The 16,735-nt window shown below is 55.7% G+C and carries 15 protein-coding genes; 1 reads left to right on the top strand and 14 read right to left on the bottom strand.

All coding sequences use genetic code 11. From position 1 onward, the window contains the following. Positions 1-16: 16 nt before the first annotated feature. From PCI15_RS00315 to PCI15_RS00355, 9 genes are all read right to left on the bottom strand, one after another. Positions 17-1,480, bottom strand: a complete 1,464-nt coding sequence (locus PCI15_RS00315) for an MFS transporter (RefSeq protein WP_271272379.1) — start codon at positions 1,478-1,480, stop codon at positions 17-19. Further along, positions 1,473-3,368 (bottom strand): ABCB family ABC transporter ATP-binding protein/permease, encoded by a 1,896-nt coding sequence (locus PCI15_RS00320; protein ID WP_271272380.1) that lies wholly within the window; start codon positions 3,366-3,368, stop codon positions 1,473-1,475. Before PCI15_RS00320 ends, PCI15_RS00315 begins: the two co-directional genes overlap by 8 nt. A 109-nt stretch (positions 3,369-3,477) precedes the next feature. Further along, on the bottom strand, positions 3,478-3,969 hold the full coding sequence (locus PCI15_RS00325; protein WP_271272381.1) for a plastocyanin/azurin family copper-binding protein: 492 nt from the start codon (positions 3,967-3,969) through the stop codon (positions 3,478-3,480). 175 nt (positions 3,970-4,144) lie between these two features. Beyond that, entirely contained in the window at positions 4,145-5,059 is a 915-nt protein-coding gene (gene gcvA / locus PCI15_RS00330; protein ID WP_271272382.1) for a transcriptional regulator GcvA, read from the bottom strand. Between the two features lie 374 nt (positions 5,060-5,433). Continuing rightward, on the bottom strand, positions 5,434-5,610 hold the full coding sequence (locus PCI15_RS00335) for a DUF2986 domain-containing protein (protein WP_336296725.1): 177 nt from the start codon (positions 5,608-5,610) through the stop codon (positions 5,434-5,436). 9 nt (positions 5,611-5,619) lie between these two features. Then, positions 5,620-6,141, bottom strand: a complete 522-nt coding sequence (locus PCI15_RS00340; protein ID WP_271272383.1) for a DUF501 domain-containing protein — start codon at positions 6,139-6,141, stop codon at positions 5,620-5,622. Between the two features lie 39 nt (positions 6,142-6,180). Further along, on the bottom strand, positions 6,181-7,152 hold the full coding sequence (locus PCI15_RS00345) for a M14 family metallopeptidase (RefSeq protein WP_271272384.1): 972 nt from the start codon (positions 7,150-7,152) through the stop codon (positions 6,181-6,183). 32 nt (positions 7,153-7,184) lie between these two features. Continuing rightward, entirely contained in the window at positions 7,185-9,263 is a 2,079-nt protein-coding gene (gene recG, locus PCI15_RS00350) for an ATP-dependent DNA helicase RecG (protein WP_271272385.1), read from the bottom strand. Between the two features lie 3 nt (positions 9,264-9,266). Further along, positions 9,267-10,178 (bottom strand): hydrogen peroxide-inducible genes activator, encoded by a 912-nt coding sequence (locus PCI15_RS00355; protein ID WP_271272386.1) that lies wholly within the window; start codon positions 10,176-10,178, stop codon positions 9,267-9,269. A 69-nt stretch (positions 10,179-10,247) separates the two neighbouring features. On the opposite strand from PCI15_RS00355, the gene PCI15_RS00360 reads away from it, so the two are divergent. Beyond that, complete coding sequence (locus PCI15_RS00360) at positions 10,248-11,138, top strand: SDR family oxidoreductase (RefSeq protein WP_271272387.1); 891 nt, start codon at positions 10,248-10,250, stop codon at positions 11,136-11,138. A 48-nt stretch (positions 11,139-11,186) separates the two neighbouring features. Here PCI15_RS00360 and PCI15_RS00365 read toward each other — a convergent pair whose 3' ends face one another. The 5 genes from PCI15_RS00365 to ppk1 form a co-directional block, all read right to left on the bottom strand. After that, a complete protein-coding gene (locus PCI15_RS00365; RefSeq protein WP_271272388.1) occupies positions 11,187-11,894 on the bottom strand; it encodes an ABC transporter permease in 708 nt (235 codons plus the stop codon). Then, positions 11,894-12,583 (bottom strand): ABC transporter permease, encoded by a 690-nt coding sequence (locus PCI15_RS00370; protein ID WP_271272389.1) that lies wholly within the window; start codon positions 12,581-12,583, stop codon positions 11,894-11,896. Before PCI15_RS00370 ends, PCI15_RS00365 begins: the two co-directional genes overlap by 1 nt. A gap of 82 nt (positions 12,584-12,665) precedes the next feature. Then, positions 12,666-13,424 carry an ABC transporter substrate-binding protein gene (locus PCI15_RS00375; protein ID WP_271272390.1) on the bottom strand — a complete coding sequence of 253 codons (759 nt, stop codon included), beginning with the start codon at positions 13,422-13,424 and terminating at the stop codon, positions 12,666-12,668. A 113-nt stretch (positions 13,425-13,537) separates the two neighbouring features. Continuing rightward, positions 13,538-14,311 (bottom strand): ABC transporter ATP-binding protein, encoded by a 774-nt coding sequence (locus tag PCI15_RS00380; protein WP_271272391.1) that lies wholly within the window; start codon positions 14,309-14,311, stop codon positions 13,538-13,540. Positions 14,312-14,617: 306 nt separating this feature from the next. Further along, positions 14,618-16,729 carry a polyphosphate kinase 1 gene (ppk1, locus tag PCI15_RS00385; RefSeq protein ID WP_271274676.1) on the bottom strand — a complete coding sequence of 704 codons (2,112 nt, stop codon included), beginning with the start codon at positions 16,727-16,729 and terminating at the stop codon, positions 14,618-14,620. Positions 16,730-16,735: the final 6 nt, after the last annotated feature.

Consider the following 16,735-nt stretch of genomic DNA (forward strand, 5'->3'; position numbering starts at 1 on the left):
CAGGCCTCCGTTTTTTTTATGTGGTCTGGAAATCGGCACCGGTTTCCGGGCCGCTGCCCTGCCCGGACAGGTACCGGCTGAAGCGGGCGGCGATCAGCATAGCAAAGAGGGCGACTCCGGCAAAACACAGATACAGCCAATAGGCGGAATCGGCCACGGCGGTTTGTCCCGGGTCGTTAAAGCCCGCCAGGTTTACCACAATACCGGCCAGCGCGGCCCCGAATGCGATGGCAAACTGCTGGACGGTGGATAAGGCCGAGCCGGCGATATCCGCATCTTCTGCCGGGCTGAATTTCAGGGCAAAGGTCGATAGGTGTGGCCAGCCAATGCCCACGCCGGCACCCACTGCAATCAGTGCCAGGCTGATCAGGGCGATCATCAGGGTATCGGTATGTGTAAAGGCCGGTACTGTTAATACCAGCCCGAGCATGCCGAACAGAATCATATAGGGGCCAAAGCGAACGGTTCTGCGCATAGCAGCCCCTGAGAAGCGCGCACTGAGGATTTCAGACACCACCCAGCCTACCGACATCATGGCGGCTACGTAGCCGGCCAGCAGGGGTGTCTGGCCGTGCAGTACCTGCAGGTAGAAGGGAATGTAGATCTCGCTGGCCACGCAGAATATCAGCAGGGCTAACAGCAGCAGCGTCAGGGACAGCGGCGATCCCAGCTGAAAGGTACCCCGGGGAAACAGCCTGGCGGTGCTGCGGGCTTCCAGTTTTGCCAGCAGCAGGATACAGATAACCGCCATGGCGATACCGCCCAGATTGATCAGCAGCTCCGGTCGGGTGCCGGCCAGTGACAATACCAGTACCGCCACCGCTAACAGCAGTAATTGCCGCAGGGGTACCCGGGTGGTGCTGTTTTGAGCCTGTCTGGCCGGCAGCATCAGGCTGGTGAGTAACAGATACAGCAGAGTGACCGGTGCCAGAATGGCAAATCCCAGCCGCCAGGTGAGCAGTTCTGCAAAGATACCGCCAATGGCCGGGCCGATCAGCAGAGCAACGCCGTAGACGCCTGACAGCAAAGCCATGGCCCGGGGCCAGAGGCGTTCTTCAAACACCAGCATGATCATGCCGTAGCAGAAGCTGAACAGCAGACCGCCGCCGGCCCCCTGCACCGTCCGGCCCAGCAGCATGACAGTCATATCCGGCGCTGCCGCCGCAATCAGACTGCCCGCCAGAAAGATAACGCCGCCAATCGCGTAGGCTTTTTTCGGGCCGGCCTGGCTGAGAAGCTTGCCACTGACAGCCGCGCTGAGAATCGCCGCCAGCATAAACAGTGTGGTGTTCCAGGCGTACAGGTGCTGGCCACCGATGTCCGCGACGATCGAAGGCAGCATGGTGGTGGAAATATAGGTATTCACTGCGTGCAGGCACATGCCGCCGGTCAGGGCCAGCGACAGAACACCGTTGCGGCCGCTAAGCAGTTCGGACCAGCGTGCTTCCGCTGCCGGGGTGTGGGGAGAAGACTCAGACATCGTCACGGTTCCTGTTGACTGAAAGGTTGCTGGCCGGCAGTGATACGCCGGGAGTATCTAACTGGTGCTGCCACATCTGTGCGTACAGCCCTGCCTGCTGCAGCAGTTCGCTGTGGGTGCCGCGCTCGGCGATTTTACCCTGCTGCAGGACCAGAATCTGATCGGCATCCACCACGGTGGATAAGCGGTGGGCAATGGTCATCACGCTGCGGCCCTGCCCCATCGCCTTAAGGCTTTCCTGAATATCCCGTTCGGTCTGGCTGTCCAGCGCCGAGGTGGCTTCGTCAAGCAGCAGAATCGGCGGGTTTTTCAGCAGGGTCCGGGCGATGCCGACCCGCTGTTTTTCACCGCCGGACAGTTTCAGGCCCCGCTCACCGACTGTGGTGTCATAGCCGTTGGGCAGCGCACTGACAAAGTCGTGAATCCGGGCGGCTTTGGCGGCGGCGATAATGTCTTCCCGGCTGGCATCCGGACGGCCGTAGGCAATGTTGTAGTAGATGGTATCGTTAAACAGAACGGTATCCTGCGGCACTACACCAATGCGGCTGTGAAGACTGTCCTGCGTGACATCACGGACATCCTGACCATCAATCATCAGCGCGCCCTTCTCCACATCATAGAAACGGAATAGCAGCCTGCCGATGGTGGATTTTCCGGAACCGGACGGGCCGACGATGGCCAGTGTCTGGCCGGCTTCCAGTGTCAGGCTGATGCCCTGCAGGATAGGCCGGTCCGGCTCATAGCTGAAATGGACGTTATCCAGCTGAATCCGGCCGCCCTGCACCTGCAGGTCCGGGGCGTCCGGTTTGTCAGTGATCTCCGCCGGCTGACCCAGCAGGTCGAACATTTCGCCCATATCCACCAGTGACTGACGGATTTCCCGGTAGACGTAGCCCAGATAATTCAGCGGCATCATTACCTGCATCATGTAGGCGTTGACCATGACAAAACCCCCGACCGTCAGCTCGCCACTCATGACGTCCCGGGCGGCCAGTAACAGGGCCAGCACCAGGCCGGTATTCAGAATGACGGACTGGCCGGCGTTAAGCATGCCCAGCGAACTGATGGTGCGAAGGGAAGCGTTTTCATAGCCAGCCATCGCGTTGTCGTAGCGGTCTGCTTCGCGCTGCTCAGCACCAAAATACTTAACGGTTTCAAAGTTCAGCAGGCTGTCGATGGCTTTCTGGTTGGCGTCTTTGTCCTGATCATTCATCTCCCGGCGAATTCTGACCCGCCATTCGGTGACCTTGGTGGTGAACGCGACATACAGGGTGACAATGCAGACCACCACTGCCAGGTACCAGACATCAAAGACAAAGATCAGAATCAGGGAGATCAGCAGCAGTTCCAGCACCAGCGGGCCGATGTTAAAGAGGATAAAGCGCAGCAGGAAATCGACCCCTTTAACCCCCCGCTCAATGACCCGGTTGAGGCTGCCGGTTTTACGGCTGATGTGATAGCGAAGGGATAACCGGTGTACATGGCTGATGGTTTCCCGGGCGAGTACCCGCAGCGCCCGCTGGCCTACCCGGGCGAAAACAACGTTACGTAATTCTTCAAACAGCACGCTCATCAGGCGGGCCATGCCGAAGGCAATGACCAGACCTGTGGTCCCCACGGCCAGCAGCCAGCCGGGGTCGCTGCTCTCGCCTGCCATGGCATCCACGGCGTTTTTGTACAGGAAGGGGGTGCCGACAATGATCAGCTTAGCGGTCAACAACAGTAACAGTGACAGGACAACCCGGCGCTTTACCCAGGGCTGGTCGGCGGGCCAGAGGAATGGCGACACCCGGCGCAGGGTCCGCCAGCCACGCTGACGTTCCGCGTGGATTTCGGCTTTACCGGGTTTGTCTGTAAAGGTTTTGTCAGTGGCGCTGCTATTGGCCATTAAGCCGCTCTCCCGAACGTTAAAACGATATACTGATCTTGGCTTGCGGATCAGTAAATTGAAAGTCGCGGGAGAATAAAACCTCAACCTAAGTTGAGGTCAAGCGGTTTTATTGCGCCAGTGAAAATTCTTCTGCTGCCTGATCGAGCAATTCGGTCATGCGTTTCTTACCAAAGCGCTTCAGGCGGAAAGTGCGGGCTTCTTCAAGGTTGTTTTCCGGGCTGCCAACAACCAGTAAGGCCACCATCCCGTAGCGGTTATGAACCCGGCACTTAAGGCCGTAGACGCCGGGAATATCGAAGCGTATGTCTTTGCTGGGGGTTGAATTTATCTCGATGGCTTTCGCGCCTTCGGGCAGCATGCGGGACACCGACGTAATGGTGTGTTCCCCGACGGTACCGCTGAAACGGACTGTATCCCCCGGCTGAATCACCAGATAATCCGGCTCAAAGCGGAACATCCTGGTGATGTCTTCTACTTCTACATGGGACGTCTGGTGCATCATATGGATCTGATGCGCTTGTTGCTCTGCCATTGCTGCGCTGGCAGAAAGCGCGACAGACAATGCCAGACAGGAGCGGAACAGGATGTGGCGGAGCATAACGTCACCTCAGGAAGGTTAGGGAAGAGTGTTATGCGGCAGTATAAAAGAGCAATGGTTCTCATTACGCTGCGGTGGATCAAGTTTTTGCGGGTCAGTTTTCGGACCGGTTCAGAAACCGGCCGCAGGGCAGCAAAAAACAATGATAAATGAGGGGTGTCACAGGGGTTTCAGGCTATTCTCCGGTTGGATTGGCCAGCCCCATCACTTCCAGCAGCCAGTCGCGGAAGACCCGCATGCCGTAGGTCAGCTGCAGGTCATCCGGGTAAATCAGGTAGAAGGCCTTACCGGTGATCAGTTCCAGATCCACCGGAATAATCAACTGGTCGTACTGCAATTCCCGGGCAACCAGACCACGGTCCGAAAGCGCTACCCCCAGCCCTTCCAGTGCTGCGCCTAAGGCCAGCTGAGTACTGGAGAATGACAGGCCTTTTTCCAGCCCGGTCATGCTGACCCCGGCCTGCTGCATCATTTTTGGCCATTCGTCTTTACGGCTGCTGACGTGGATCAGGGGCCAGTTGATCAGATCATGCATGCTGCTGATAGCTTCGTGGTCATCCAGCATCCGCGGGCTGCACACGGGTACGATGTGAGAGCGGTGCACCAGATAGGAGGTTACGCCGTCCGGGGCTTTTTCACCAAAGAACACTGCCATGTCCAGATCATTATGATCGAAATCGACCCGGGAGGTGCCGATGGCTGCACTCAGGCGCAGTTCCACTTCCGGGTGACGGGTCTGGAAGTCTTTGATTTTCGGCATCAACCAGCGGTTCAGGAAGGCCGGCGGTGCTTCAAAGGTAACCGAACTGGTATTCGGGGCAGACATCAGCCGGCGGGTGGCGCTGTCCAGCTCATCCAAAGCATGCTGCACGGCCACCAGATACTTTTCGCCGGCAATGGTGATATGTACCTGACGCTTTTCCCGGTGAAACAGCTTCAAGCCGAGGAAGTCTTCCAGCGATTTAACCTGATGGCTGACGGCTGACGGGGTAACAAACAACTCTTCGGCAGCCTTGATAAAACTCCCCAGACGGGCGGCCGCTTCAAAACTGCGCAGGGCGTTGAGTGGGGGTAAGCGTCGGATAGGCACCTCAATTGGTGAGTTTATTTCACCATTTTGCTGAAAAACTGTCGTTTGTTATTAATCTGAAGAGACTTTAGTATAAGCATCACGTTGAAGATGATCCACATCCTAATGCGCGGAATTACTAATGGTTTAGTCGTAAACGCCGGGATTTGTCGTAAACAGATAAGGATCTTACGTTGCTGAGCAAGCCGTATTCAACACACAGACTTCAGTGTTTTATTGTTTGGAATTGATGAGCTTAAATGCACTAAACAGTAAAGCCGGCTTGAGATAAGCCACACCGTTTATAGCACTCGTTTAAATTTTTCGGGACCGTGATTGGTCGTAACGAGACTCCTTTAGGGCTGCCACTGGCAGCCCTTTTTTTTGCCTGAAATTTATGATGTTTCTGTGGGTTCTGACTGACCCTCTGCTTCAGTATCTGTATGATTTTCAGACAGTTTTTCCCGTTCGGCTTTAGAAATGTAACGGGGTTTGTTGGATACTTTCAGGTGTGCTTTCGCCTTTTTGGCTTTTTTCTTCAGGGTATCGTTGATTTTCTTACGGCGGTTCATAGGAAGGGCCTACAGGCTGATGGTCATTTCATTAAGGGCGAATTCCGCATCCAGGCGACGGCCGATGGTGGTGCCCCCTTCTGCGCTCATGGCAAGGTGGTAAGCATACTGCATGTGCAGGCAGCGAACTTTATCCCAGTGGCGGATGCCGCCAATGCCGTAACTGTGGAACAGATCTGTGAAGCCCAGCGCTTCAATGCGTTGTTTGTCTTCGTCATGCATCAGTGCCCAGCGGCGGGCCACATAGCGCTCCTGATCCTGCCAGTGGGCCTGTTTCAGGGTTTCGTCAGTACTGATTTCCTGCTCGATCAGCTTGACCCAGCCGGCAGTTTCGATTTCGGCAATGGCCTGATAAATATCACGGGATGACAGCCAGTAGAGAGTTGGGAATGGCTGATCATCAACCAGCGAACGCATTTGCAGCACCGCCGGAATACCCTGTTCAGATTGCCAGGCAATGGCTGCCAGCCCGCGGGGTTCACGGCCCAGCTGGCGGGTGATGAGTTCAAGTTGCTGTGGAGAAATAGTCACAAATAAGAATCCTGTGGCGTTGGCTAAGGCTTAGGGCTGTCAGGCGACGAATTCAGCCAGGGTTACGGCTTCTTCGTCCATCACCGGTACCCGGGCCGGCATGATCAGGGTGCAGTTATCGAAGGGGGCCTGCAGGTCATTACCGGCATCATGGGCAAAGGTCTGGCCCTGCCCGTAACGTTCGAAACCCAGCACGCTGTCGGTAAAGCTAAAGTGATCAGACGTGGCATTCAGCACCTGATGAATCCGGTATTCGCCGGCGTGGGGGCTGTTGTCATAGCCGTATTCGGGTAACTCCAGTGCCGGGTCCAGCATATCAAACTGGCGGATAAATCGCAGGGTGGTGCTGATCGCCTGTGCAGTGGCAGCCTTTGAGAAATGCTGACCGCATTCGGCCACCACTGAAATCGCATCGGGATGCAGTTGCTGGTGGTAGTTTATCAGCAGGCCGTTGTGGTAAACCTCAGGGCGGTAATACAGTTTGGGGAATGGATATTCCAGAGCATTGCCGAAGTCATGATTGGTTTGAGTATCCGGGTAAATCAGCATGGGGCACACCGGATGGGTGGTGGAATGCAGGTCCAGCAGATGGTCGGCGTTAGCAATGAATGCTTCGATTTCAGCGGCCCGCTGGCAGTCAGGGCTGTCCGGGCGTATTAGCCGTGAGGCATTCCAAAGCCGGTTCATATCTTCCTGCTGACAGCGGCTGGCAAAGGGGCGTTGCGGGTCAAAGGTCTGATACGCCTCAATGTTGGCAAACACCAGTGTCAGATCGCCTTTTACCGGCATGATGCCGTTATCCAGCAGGTAGCAGAGGGCATTGGCACCACACAGTTCGTTGCCGTGATTCAGGGCGACAACGGTAATGCTCGGGCCGGGGATGCCGGAGTCCAGGCAGTGAACGTAGTCCACCCCGCAATTACCTTCCCGGTAGGCGCTGAGGTCCCGGGGCAACAGCTCAATGGGGGCATCGCTGGCGGCAATGGAGAATCGGCAGGGTGGTATTGTCATAGCGTTATGTACTTATTTGCAGCAGAGCATCTTCAGACGTTGGCGTACTGTTCATCCCTGCCCAACCAACGCTGAATAATGGCGTCATGCTGACCGTTGTTAATATTCAGTTGTCCGGCGACCTGTTTTACCCGGGTCAGTAAATCACTGTCACGTTGCAGATCGGCGACTTTAAACGCCATCATGCCGGTTTGCCGGGTGCCCAGGACTTCACCGGGGCCGCGCAGCTCAAGGTCTTTTTCAGCAATACGGAAACCGTCGGTGGTTTCCCGCATGACCGCTAACCTTTCCCGGCCGTGCTGTGACAAAGGCGCATGATACATCAACAGGCAGAAACTCTCGACTGATCCCCGCCCTACCCGGCCACGCAGCTGGTGTAACTGGGATAAACCGAGCCGTTCCGGGTTCTCGATGATCATCACGCTGGCATTAGGAACGTCTACGCCCACTTCGATGACCGTGGTGGCCACCAGTAAGTCCAGCTCGGCGGCTTTAAAGCGGGCCATAACTTCAGCTTTTTCTGCCGGCTTCATCCGGCCGTGGACCAGCCCGATACGCAGGCCCGGCAGCGCGGTCTGTAATTCTTCTGCGGTGACTTCCGCCGCCTGACACTGCAGGGCTTCGGATTCTTCAATCAGGGTGCAGACCCAGTACACCTGCCTGCCCTGTTCGCAGGCTTCTTTCACCCGCTGGACGACTTCCGGGCGGCGCTGATCTGAAATGACCACGGTATTAACCGGCGTCCGGCCTGGCGGCAGTTCATCAATGATCGAACAGTCCAGATCCGCGTAGGCACTCATGGTCAGGGTACGGGGAATCGGCGTGGCGGTCATGATCAGTTGGTGGGGTGCGCGGGAATCGGTACGGCCCTTTTCCCGCAAGGCCAGGCGCTGGTGGACGCCAAAGCGGTGCTGTTCATCCACCACCACAAGACCGAGGTTGGCAAAGGTGACATCGTCCTGAAACAGGGCGTGGGTACCGACCACGACCTGCGCGTCGCCGCTGCTGATGGCGGCCATCTGAGTATCGCGCTTTTTGCCTTTCAGCTTGCCCGCCAGCCAGGCGACATTTAAGCCCAGCGGTTCCAGCCACTGGCTGAAATTATTGAAGTGCTGTTCGGCCAGTATTTCGGTTGGCGCCATAATGGCTGCCTGATAACCGCCACCAACGGCTTGCAGAGCCGCCAGTGCGGCTACCACGGTTTTTCCTGAGCCCACATCACCCTGCACCAGACGCAGCATAGGGAAGGGCTCAGCAAGGTTGGCAGCAATTTCGTTACCAACCCTTTGCTGAGCGCCGGTCAGCGGAAACGGCAACTGATCCAGAAACTGTTGAATATAGGGGCTGTTAAGGGGCATCTGCGGCGCGCCCTTCTGGCGGGTTTTCTGTCGCAGTTTTTGCAGCGACAAATGATGCGCCAGCAATTCTTCGAAGGCCAGCCGGCGCTGTGCCGGATGCGTGCCTTCTGCAAGCGCTTCGGTATCGGCATCCACCGGCGGGCGGTGCAGGTAGCGAACGGATTCGTTGAGCGGCGGTAAACGCCAGCGGTGCAGAATGTCTTCCGGCAGGAGTTCATTCAGGGTGCCGCTCTCCAGCGCCAGCAGGGCGTTTTCTGTGAGGCTGCGAAAGCGCGCCTGATTGAGCCCTTCGGTGGTCGGATAAATGGGTGTCAGGGCTTCTTCAACCGGGGTCAGCACGCTGTCGTCTACTTTACGGTATTCCGGATGATACATTTCCAGCCCGCTGGCACCGGTGCGGATTTCGCCGAAACAGCGTAAGCGGCTGCCCACCTTCAGATTGTTTTTCTGGGCGGCGCTGAAATGGAAAAAGCGCAGGGTAATGGTGCCGGTGCCGTCCTGCAGGCGGCACACCAGGCTGCGGCGGCGCCCCATGACGATGTCCGCCCCTTTGATATCCCCTTCAATGACCCCTTCATCACCGGGGCGCAGGGAACCGACCGGCATAATCCGGGTGCGGTTCTGATAGCGCATTGGCAGGTGGAACAATAGGTCCTGCAGGGTCAGGATATCCAGCTTGGCAAGCTTTTCCTGAAGTGCCGCGCCCACGCCTTTCAGCGAGGTTACCGGCTGCATGGCTAACCCTTGTGTCATGGCTTACTTTTCGGCAGGTTTAGTATTTAACGGGCAGCAACTGATAGCGTCGATTAGCAGGTCGATGGCCTGTGGACGGGGGAAGCTGGCACGCCAGGCGATGGCGACAGTCCGGGTCGGGGCCGGGATTTTAAATGGCCGGGTAACCACCAGTTCAGACTGATAATGCCCACCGGTGGCGGACATCGGAATCACGCTGGACCCCAGCCCTGACGCGACCATCATACGGATGGTTTCCAGTGAGCTGCCTTCGGTCAGGCTGACTTTGTCTTTGCTACCGCCCAGGGTCGGGCAGGATTCCAGTACCTGATCACGGAAGCAATGGCCTTCGCCCAGTAGCAGTAAGTCCTGTTCGTGAAGTACCTGGCTGTCGATCTGTTCTTTATCCGATAACGGATGATCTTTCGGCAGCAGCATCATGAAGGGTTCTTCATACAGCGGCCGCGTCAGGATGTCAGGCTCACTGAACGGCAGCGCGATGATGATGGCGTCCAGCTCTCCGTTACGGATCTTCAGGCGCAGATTCTCAGTAAAGTTTTCTTCGATGTAGAGCGGCATTTGCGGCGCACGGACCTGCATCTGAGCCACCATGTGCGGGAACAGATACGGCCCGATGGTATAAATGGCCCCGACCCGCAGCGGGCTGACCAACTGGTCTTTGCCTTCCTGTGCCAGCTCTTTAATGGATTCAGCCTGTTCCAGTACCGTTTGTGCCTGACGGACGACTTTTTCGCCAATCGGTGTAACCCGTACGGCATGCTTACTGCGCTCGAACAGGGCGGTGCCCAGCTCGTCTTCCAGTTTTTTAACCGCAATGCTCAGGGTTGGCTGGCTGACAAAACAACGCTCGGCGGCGCGGCCAAAATGTTGTTCCTGGGCGAGGGTAACGATGTAACGTAACTCGGTCAGCGTCATCCGGTAGGTCCTTTTTTCTGAAACAGCTATGATACGGCAAACGTAATCCAAGGGATGGCCTGTTTACCTATGCAAATCAAAGAGACAACTCAGACTTCACCGCGGGTGCTGATCGCCGGGTGTGGCGATATTGGCATTCATCTGGCGCTGCGGCTCAGCCGGCAGGGGCATACAGTTTATGGCCTGCGTCGTAATATAAACCAGCTACCGGAGGCAATCCACGGCATTTCTGCCGATCTTGGTGATCTGTCTCAACTCTCTCAGCTACGTAGCTTACCGGCAATCGATATGCTGGTCTATTGTGTTGCAGCAAGCCAGCGGGATGCAGCGGGTTACCGGCAGGCGTATGTGCAGGGGCTGATGAATTTGCAGGCGGTGCTGGCCAAGCAGCCGGTAAAACGCATTCTGTTTGTATCCAGCAGTGCGGTGTATCACCAGAATGATGACGGCTGGGTCGATGAAACATCGCCCACCGCTCCGCCCCGCTTTAACGGGCAGGTGATGCTGGAAGCGGAGCAACAGGTGCTGAATCACCGTATTCCCGGCACTGTCGTGCGCTTCAGCGGTATATACGGCCCGGGCCGCAGTCATTTGCTGAGTCAGGTGTTTCAGGGCAAGGGTTACAGTGCTGAGCCGGCACAGTTCAGTAACCGGATTCACCGGGACGACTGCTCCGGCGTGCTGGCCCATCTGATCAATTTGGAATTGCAGGGCGAACCGCTGGAAGATATTTATCTGGCCAGCGATGACTACCCTTCTGGCCTGCATGAAGTCAGCCACTGGCTGGCCCGGGAAATGGGTGTGGAGATAACTGAAGAAGCTGCACCCCGCAGCGGTGGCAGCAAAAAGTGCAGTAACCGGCGTTTACAGGCCAGCGGCTATCAGTTTGAGTATCCGGATTTCCGTGCCGGCTATAAAGATCTGATCCGTGAGTTTCTGGCGCAGCAGTCCGGTGCTTAAAAACAAAAAAGGGTGCTCAAGGCACCCTGTTTTACTGTAACTGTTCGCTTACGCGTCCCGGTCCGGGTTGTAGCTCTGGTAGCGGTTAAAGCGGCTTTCCATATAGCGGAACAACGCGATAATGATGCCACTCATCAGTAGGTAAACCACGCCGGCGGCCAGGAACATTTCCAGCGGCGTATAGGTACGGGCAATGACCGTACGTGCCATGCCGGTGACATCCAGCAGGGTAATGGTACTGGCCAGTGCGCTGCCCTTGAGCATCAGAATCACTTCGTTACCGTAGCCAGGCAGTGCGATGCCGAACATCCGTGGCAGGATGATCCGGCGGGTCAGCAGCGCATGGCTCATACCCAGTGATTCAGCGGCTTCAATCTCACCGTTTGGAATGGCCTGAATGGCCCCCCGGAACAGTTCGGCGCTGTAGGCGGCGGTATTCAGGCTGAAGGCGATAATGGCGCACCAGTACGGTTCTTTCAGCACGGGCCACAGAATCGATTCGCGAATCACTTCAAACTGGGACGCGCCGTAGTACACCAGAAAGATCTGTACCAGCAGTGGCGTGCCGCGGAAGAAGTAAATGTAGGCAAACGGCAGTGCCCGTACCCAGTTATTGGATGAGGTACGCAGCAGCGCAAGCGGAATGGACAGGGCAATACCGATCAGACCGGAGATGACCACCAGTTCCAGCGTCAGCCAGGCGCCTTCCAGCAAGCGTGGAAAATATTTGAAGATAACTTCCCATTCCCAACCCATTAGCGGCCTCCTCGCAGAACAGGATTACTGGCTCGCTCGAGCATGTGGGTAACCGTGTTGGCAATTGCTGTCAGTGCCAGATAAATGAATGCGGCAACCAGGAAGAAGGTGAACGGTTCCTTGGTGGCGCTGATCGCAACCTGCGACTGGCGAACGATGTCGTTCAGGCCAACAACGGATACCAGTGCGGTATCTTTCAGCAGAACCTGAAACAAATTACCCAGCCCGGGAATGGCCAGTCGCCAGACCTGCGGCAGGATAATACGGAAAAATGTTTTTGTCGGGCTCATGCCACAGGCAAGTCCTGACTCCCACTGGCCCTTGGGAATTTCCAGCAAGGCCATGCGGAATACTTCGGTGGCATATGCACCAAAGGCGATCGACAACGCCGCGACACCGGCGATAAACGGGCCGATTTCAATGTACTCGTCGTAGCCGAACAGGCTGGCTACCGCCATCACAAGCTGAGCACCGCCAAAGTAAATGGTCAGTACCAGTAGCAGTTCGGGAATGCCGCGAATCAGTGTGGTGTAGCCGGTGGCTATCCCGCGGGCAAGCTTATTATCCGAGAGCTTTGCTGAAGCACCCATCAGCCCCAGAATCAAGCCGAAGAACAGACTTGCCAGAGCCAGCTGAATGGTCAGCCATGTACCGGAAACGAGAAGATGACCGAAGCCTTGTAAATCCATGAAAACAACCTGCTTAGGGGCGGTAGGTTCCGGCTGGAACCTACCGCTCCTGCTTTAGCTTAAGTAGCTGAAGAAGACGTGCTTAGTAGATAGAGAACGGGAAGTACTTCGCGTTGATCTTCTCGTAAGTGCCGTCAGCAACGATTGCTTTGATCGCTTCGCTGAACTTGCCTTTCAGGTCGTCGCCTTTACGTACCGCGATACCGATCTGGTCTTTGATGTCGATTGCTTCGCCGGTGAAAGCGAAACCTTTACCTTCGTCAGTTTCCAGCCAGTCGTATGCCGGCAGCTTGTCAGACAGCAGTGCGTCCAGACGGCCAGATTTCAGGTCCAGGTAAGCGTTGTCCTGAGTGTCGTACAGTTTAACGTCTACAACGTCGCCCAGGTTGTCTTCCAGGTACTGACCGGCGATGGTTGCACGCTGTGCACCAACCGTCTTACCTTTCAGGCCTTCTTTGGTAGTTTCGATAGCAGAACCGTCAGCCGTTACGAATGCCAGCAGGTTGGAGTAGTACTTGTCAGAGAAGTCTACAACACGCAGACGCTCTTCAGTGATAGACATAGAAGCGATGATTGCGTCATATTTCTTGGCCCGCAGACCCGGGATGATACCGTCCCAGTCCTGTGCAACGATTTCACAGTCAGCTTTCATCTGTGCACACAGTGCGTTGGCGATGTCTACGTCGAAACCTACCAGGTTGCCGCTGGCATCAACCATGTTGAATGGCGCGTAAGCACCTTCAGTGGCGATTTTGATCTTGTCGCCGGCGAATGCAGACTGAGCAGAAAGCAGCGTGCCGGTGATCAGAGCAGCGGCGGTGAATAACTTACGGATCTTCATGTATTTGTCCCTTCTTTATGTTTTTATTAGGGTTTAATAACCCTCACGTATCTTTCAGTAACAGGGCTTAATTTAGCCTGAGTTTCAGATATCGTGAAGTAACTTGTTAAATCTTATTGGTGGCTGGACATAAAGTCCTGAACACGCTTGGATTTAGGATTGTTAAATACCTGCTCCGGCGGCCCCATTTCTTCAATCTGGCCTTCGTGCAGGAACACAACCTGCGAGGACACATCGCGGGCGAAACGCATCTCGTGAGTCACGATCAGCATGGTGCGGCCCTCATCCGCCAGTTCACGCATGACGCTCAGTACTTCGTTCACCAGTTCCGGGTCGAGCGCGGAAGTCGGTTCGTCGAATAACAGTACCTGCGGGTCCATTGCCAGCGTACGGGCAATGGCTATGCGCTGCTTCTGCCCGCCGGACAGGTTATCCGGGTAGGCGTTGCGCTTATCCGCCAGACCAACCTTTTCCAGTAATTCTTCAGCCCGCTTAACGGCTTGCGCCTTAGACTGCTTCAGCACCTGCATCGGTGCTTCAATGATATTTTCCAGAATGGTCTTGTGCGGCCAGAGGTTAAAACTCTGGAATACGAAACCGATCCGTGAACGCATGCTTTCCAGCTGTTTACGGTCGGTTGCAGTCAGGTTGCCGTCTTTTCCCGGCTTGAGCTGAAGCTCTTCCTGACCCATGATGATTTTGCCCTGGCTTGGATTTTCCAATAGGTTAATACAGCGCAGCAGGGTACTTTTACCTGAACCACTGGAACCCAGAATGGAGATTACGTCGCCGTCTTTGGCGGTCAGGGAAACACCCTTGAGGACTTCGAGACTACCGAAGGATTTGTGGATATCTTGCAGCTCTAGCGCTGTCTTATCTGTGGCCATGGTAAGGCTTCCAATTATTATTCTTTGCGCAGACAAGGCAAATAATGTGCAGATTGCAGCCTTCTCTGTCAAGCAACCGCAGGATCGTCTGCGCAATACTTAAAGAGTTGTCTCTTTTTCAAAAGAACGGCCGGCGATTTTGCCCGGATAGTCAAAAATAAGCAAATAAAAAGATACTTTAGTCGCACAGTTTGCACGCAAATGCAGTGAAATGCTGCGTTTTGTGGTGAAAGTGCTGAGAAAATTTGAAGCCAGAAACAGCACCCGCGGGCGCTGTTTCCTGTTTTTCTTATAAGAAACAAAGGATTAGCTGGCGAAATCAGAGAGTAACAGCGACTGAGCACTGATGGTTTCTTCATCCTCAGCGGGCTGATTCAGGGTGTAGCTGCCGTCGGAATGCAGCTCCCAGCTGTGACTGTTATCTGCCAGATAAAGGTCGAGATCTTTCTTGATCCGGTCAGCAAATTTGCCGTACAGCGGGAAACCGGTTTCTACCCGGTTGAGCATGTTACGTTCCATCCAGTCGGCGCTGGAGCAGAAGACTTCCGGATCGCCGTCATTGCCGAAGTAATACACCCGGGTATGCTCCAGGAAGCGGCCAACAATCGAGCGTACGGTGATGTTTTCTGAAATGCCCGCAATGCCCGGACGCAGGCGGCACATGCCCCGGACGATCAGTTCGATTTTCACGCCGGCCTGAGAGGCCTTATATAGTCCGCGGATCAGCTGTGGCTCAGTCATCCCGTTAACCTTGATGACGATGTGACCTTTGTTGCCCAGCTTGGCTTCACGGCTTATCAGCTCCAGCATTTTGCCATGCAGGGTGAACGGTGCGTTGTAGAGTTTCTTTAACCGCAGGATCTTGCCCATGCCGGTCAGCTGCTGGAAGATTTTGTGTACATCTTCTCCAACGTCCGCATCGCTGGTCAGGTAGCTGTAATCGGTATACAGCCGGGCGGTGCCAGAGTGGTAGTTGCCTGTGCCAAGGTGCACATAGCGTACTAACCGGGTGCCTTCACGGCGTACAACCAGCATCATTTTAGCGTGGGTTTTACAGTCAACCACGCCGTATACCACCAGTGCGCCGGCTTCCTGCAGGCGGCTGGCCAGATGCAGGTTACTTTCTTCATCAAACCGGGCCCGCAGTTCGATGACCACGGTGACTTCTTTACCGCTACGGGCGGCCTCGACCAGTGCATTCACAATGTCGGAGTTTACGCCGGTCCGGTATAACGTCTGCTTGATGGCAATGACCTGCGGGTCTTTTGCCGCCTGACGCAGCAGATCAACCACCGGAGCGAAGGTCTGGAACGGGTGATGCAGGAGGTAGTCTTTCACCCGCAGGGCGTCGAAAATATTGCCCTGCTTCAGCTTAAGCTTGTTGTTGATGCCCGGCGTGAAGGGCTTCCAGCGCAGGAGCTTGTGATCCACCAGATCCCGCACGGCCATCATCCGGGTCAGGTTGACCGGACCGTCTACCCGGAAGGTATGGGTTTCATCCAGATTAAACTCATGGAGCAGGAAGTTGATCAGGTTTTCCGGGGTGCGCTGGTCTACTTCCAGCCGCACGGCATCTCCGTATTTTCGGGAGTGCAGGCCACCCCGCAGGGTACGGGCCAGATCTTCCACCTCTTCGGAGTCAAAGCTTAAATCGGCGTTCCGGGTGATGCGGAACTGATAGCAGCCTTCTACCTTCATGCCCGGGAACAAATCTTCAGCGAATTCGTGAATAATGGATGACAGGAAGATCAGGTTATCACCGCCGTCACACAGATTATCCGGCAGGCGGATCAGACGTGGCAGGGAGCGTGGCGCAGGGATAATGGCCATGCCGCTTTCCCGGCCGAAGGCATCTTTGCCGTCCAGCTCTACTATGAAGTTAAGGCTCTTGTTGATCAGCCGTGGGAACGGGTGCGACGGGTCAAGCCCGATGGGGCTGACCACCGGCAGAACCTTTTCTTCAAAGTAGTTTTTGATCCAGGCGGTCTGTTCATCAGTCCACAGACGACGGCGCAGAAAATGAATATTGTGCTTTTCCAGCGCCGGGAAAATGGTTTCGTTCAGAATCTTATACTGGCGCTCAACGTGAGTATTACAGATTTCCAGAATCCGGCTGACCACCGTTTGCGGGTGCAGAGCGTCCGGCCCGGCCGCTTCACGGCCATATTTCAGCTGGTGCATCATTTCCGCCACCCGGATTTCAAAGAACTCATCCAGATTGCTGGAGAAAATCAGCAGGAACATCAGCCGTTCCAGTAACGGGTGGGACTCATCCAGCGCCTGTTCCAGCACGCGGATGTTGAACTGCAGATGGCTCAGCTCACGGTTGATGTAAAGCTCCGGGGCTTTCAGGTCCACCGGCGGTTCTTCAACCGGCTCGGTAACCGGAATGGCTTCCCGGCTTTCGACCAGAGCCATCGACGC

The sequence above is a fragment of the Aliamphritea hakodatensis genome, from assembly GCF_024347195.1.
GTDB lineage: Bacteria > Pseudomonadota > Gammaproteobacteria > Pseudomonadales > Balneatricaceae > Amphritea > Amphritea hakodatensis.

Coding starts and splice junctions, on each gene's coding strand:
- PCI15_RS00315 (WP_271272379.1), bottom strand. CDS start 1,480: ATGTCTGAGTCTTCTCCCCACACCCCGGCAGCGGAAGCACGCTGGTCC.
- PCI15_RS00320 (WP_271272380.1), bottom strand. CDS start 3,368: ATGGCCAATAGCAGCGCCACTGACAAAACCTTTACAGACAAACCCGGT.
- PCI15_RS00325 (WP_271272381.1), bottom strand. CDS start 3,969: ATGCTCCGCCACATCCTGTTCCGCTCCTGTCTGGCATTGTCTGTCGCG.
- PCI15_RS00335 (WP_336296725.1), bottom strand. CDS start 5,610: ATGAACCGCCGTAAGAAAATCAACGATACCCTGAAGAAAAAAGCCAAA.
- PCI15_RS00345 (WP_271272384.1), bottom strand. CDS start 7,152: ATGACAATACCACCCTGCCGATTCTCCATTGCCGCCAGCGATGCCCCC.
- recG (WP_271272385.1), bottom strand. CDS start 9,263: ATGACACAAGGGTTAGCCATGCAGCCGGTAACCTCGCTGAAAGGCGTG.
- PCI15_RS00355 (WP_271272386.1), bottom strand. CDS start 10,178: ATGACGCTGACCGAGTTACGTTACATCGTTACCCTCGCCCAGGAACAA.
- PCI15_RS00360 (WP_271272387.1), top strand. CDS start 10,248: ATGCAAATCAAAGAGACAACTCAGACTTCACCGCGGGTGCTGATCGCC.
- PCI15_RS00365 (WP_271272388.1), bottom strand. CDS start 11,894: ATGGGTTGGGAATGGGAAGTTATCTTCAAATATTTTCCACGCTTGCTG.
- PCI15_RS00370 (WP_271272389.1), bottom strand. CDS start 12,583: ATGGATTTACAAGGCTTCGGTCATCTTCTCGTTTCCGGTACATGGCTG.
- PCI15_RS00375 (WP_271272390.1), bottom strand. CDS start 13,424: ATGAAGATCCGTAAGTTATTCACCGCCGCTGCTCTGATCACCGGCACG.
- PCI15_RS00380 (WP_271272391.1), bottom strand. CDS start 14,311: ATGGCCACAGATAAGACAGCGCTAGAGCTGCAAGATATCCACAAATCC.
- ppk1 (WP_271274676.1), bottom strand. CDS start 16,729: ATGGCTCTGGTCGAAAGCCGGGAAGCCATTCCGGTTACCGAGCCGGTT.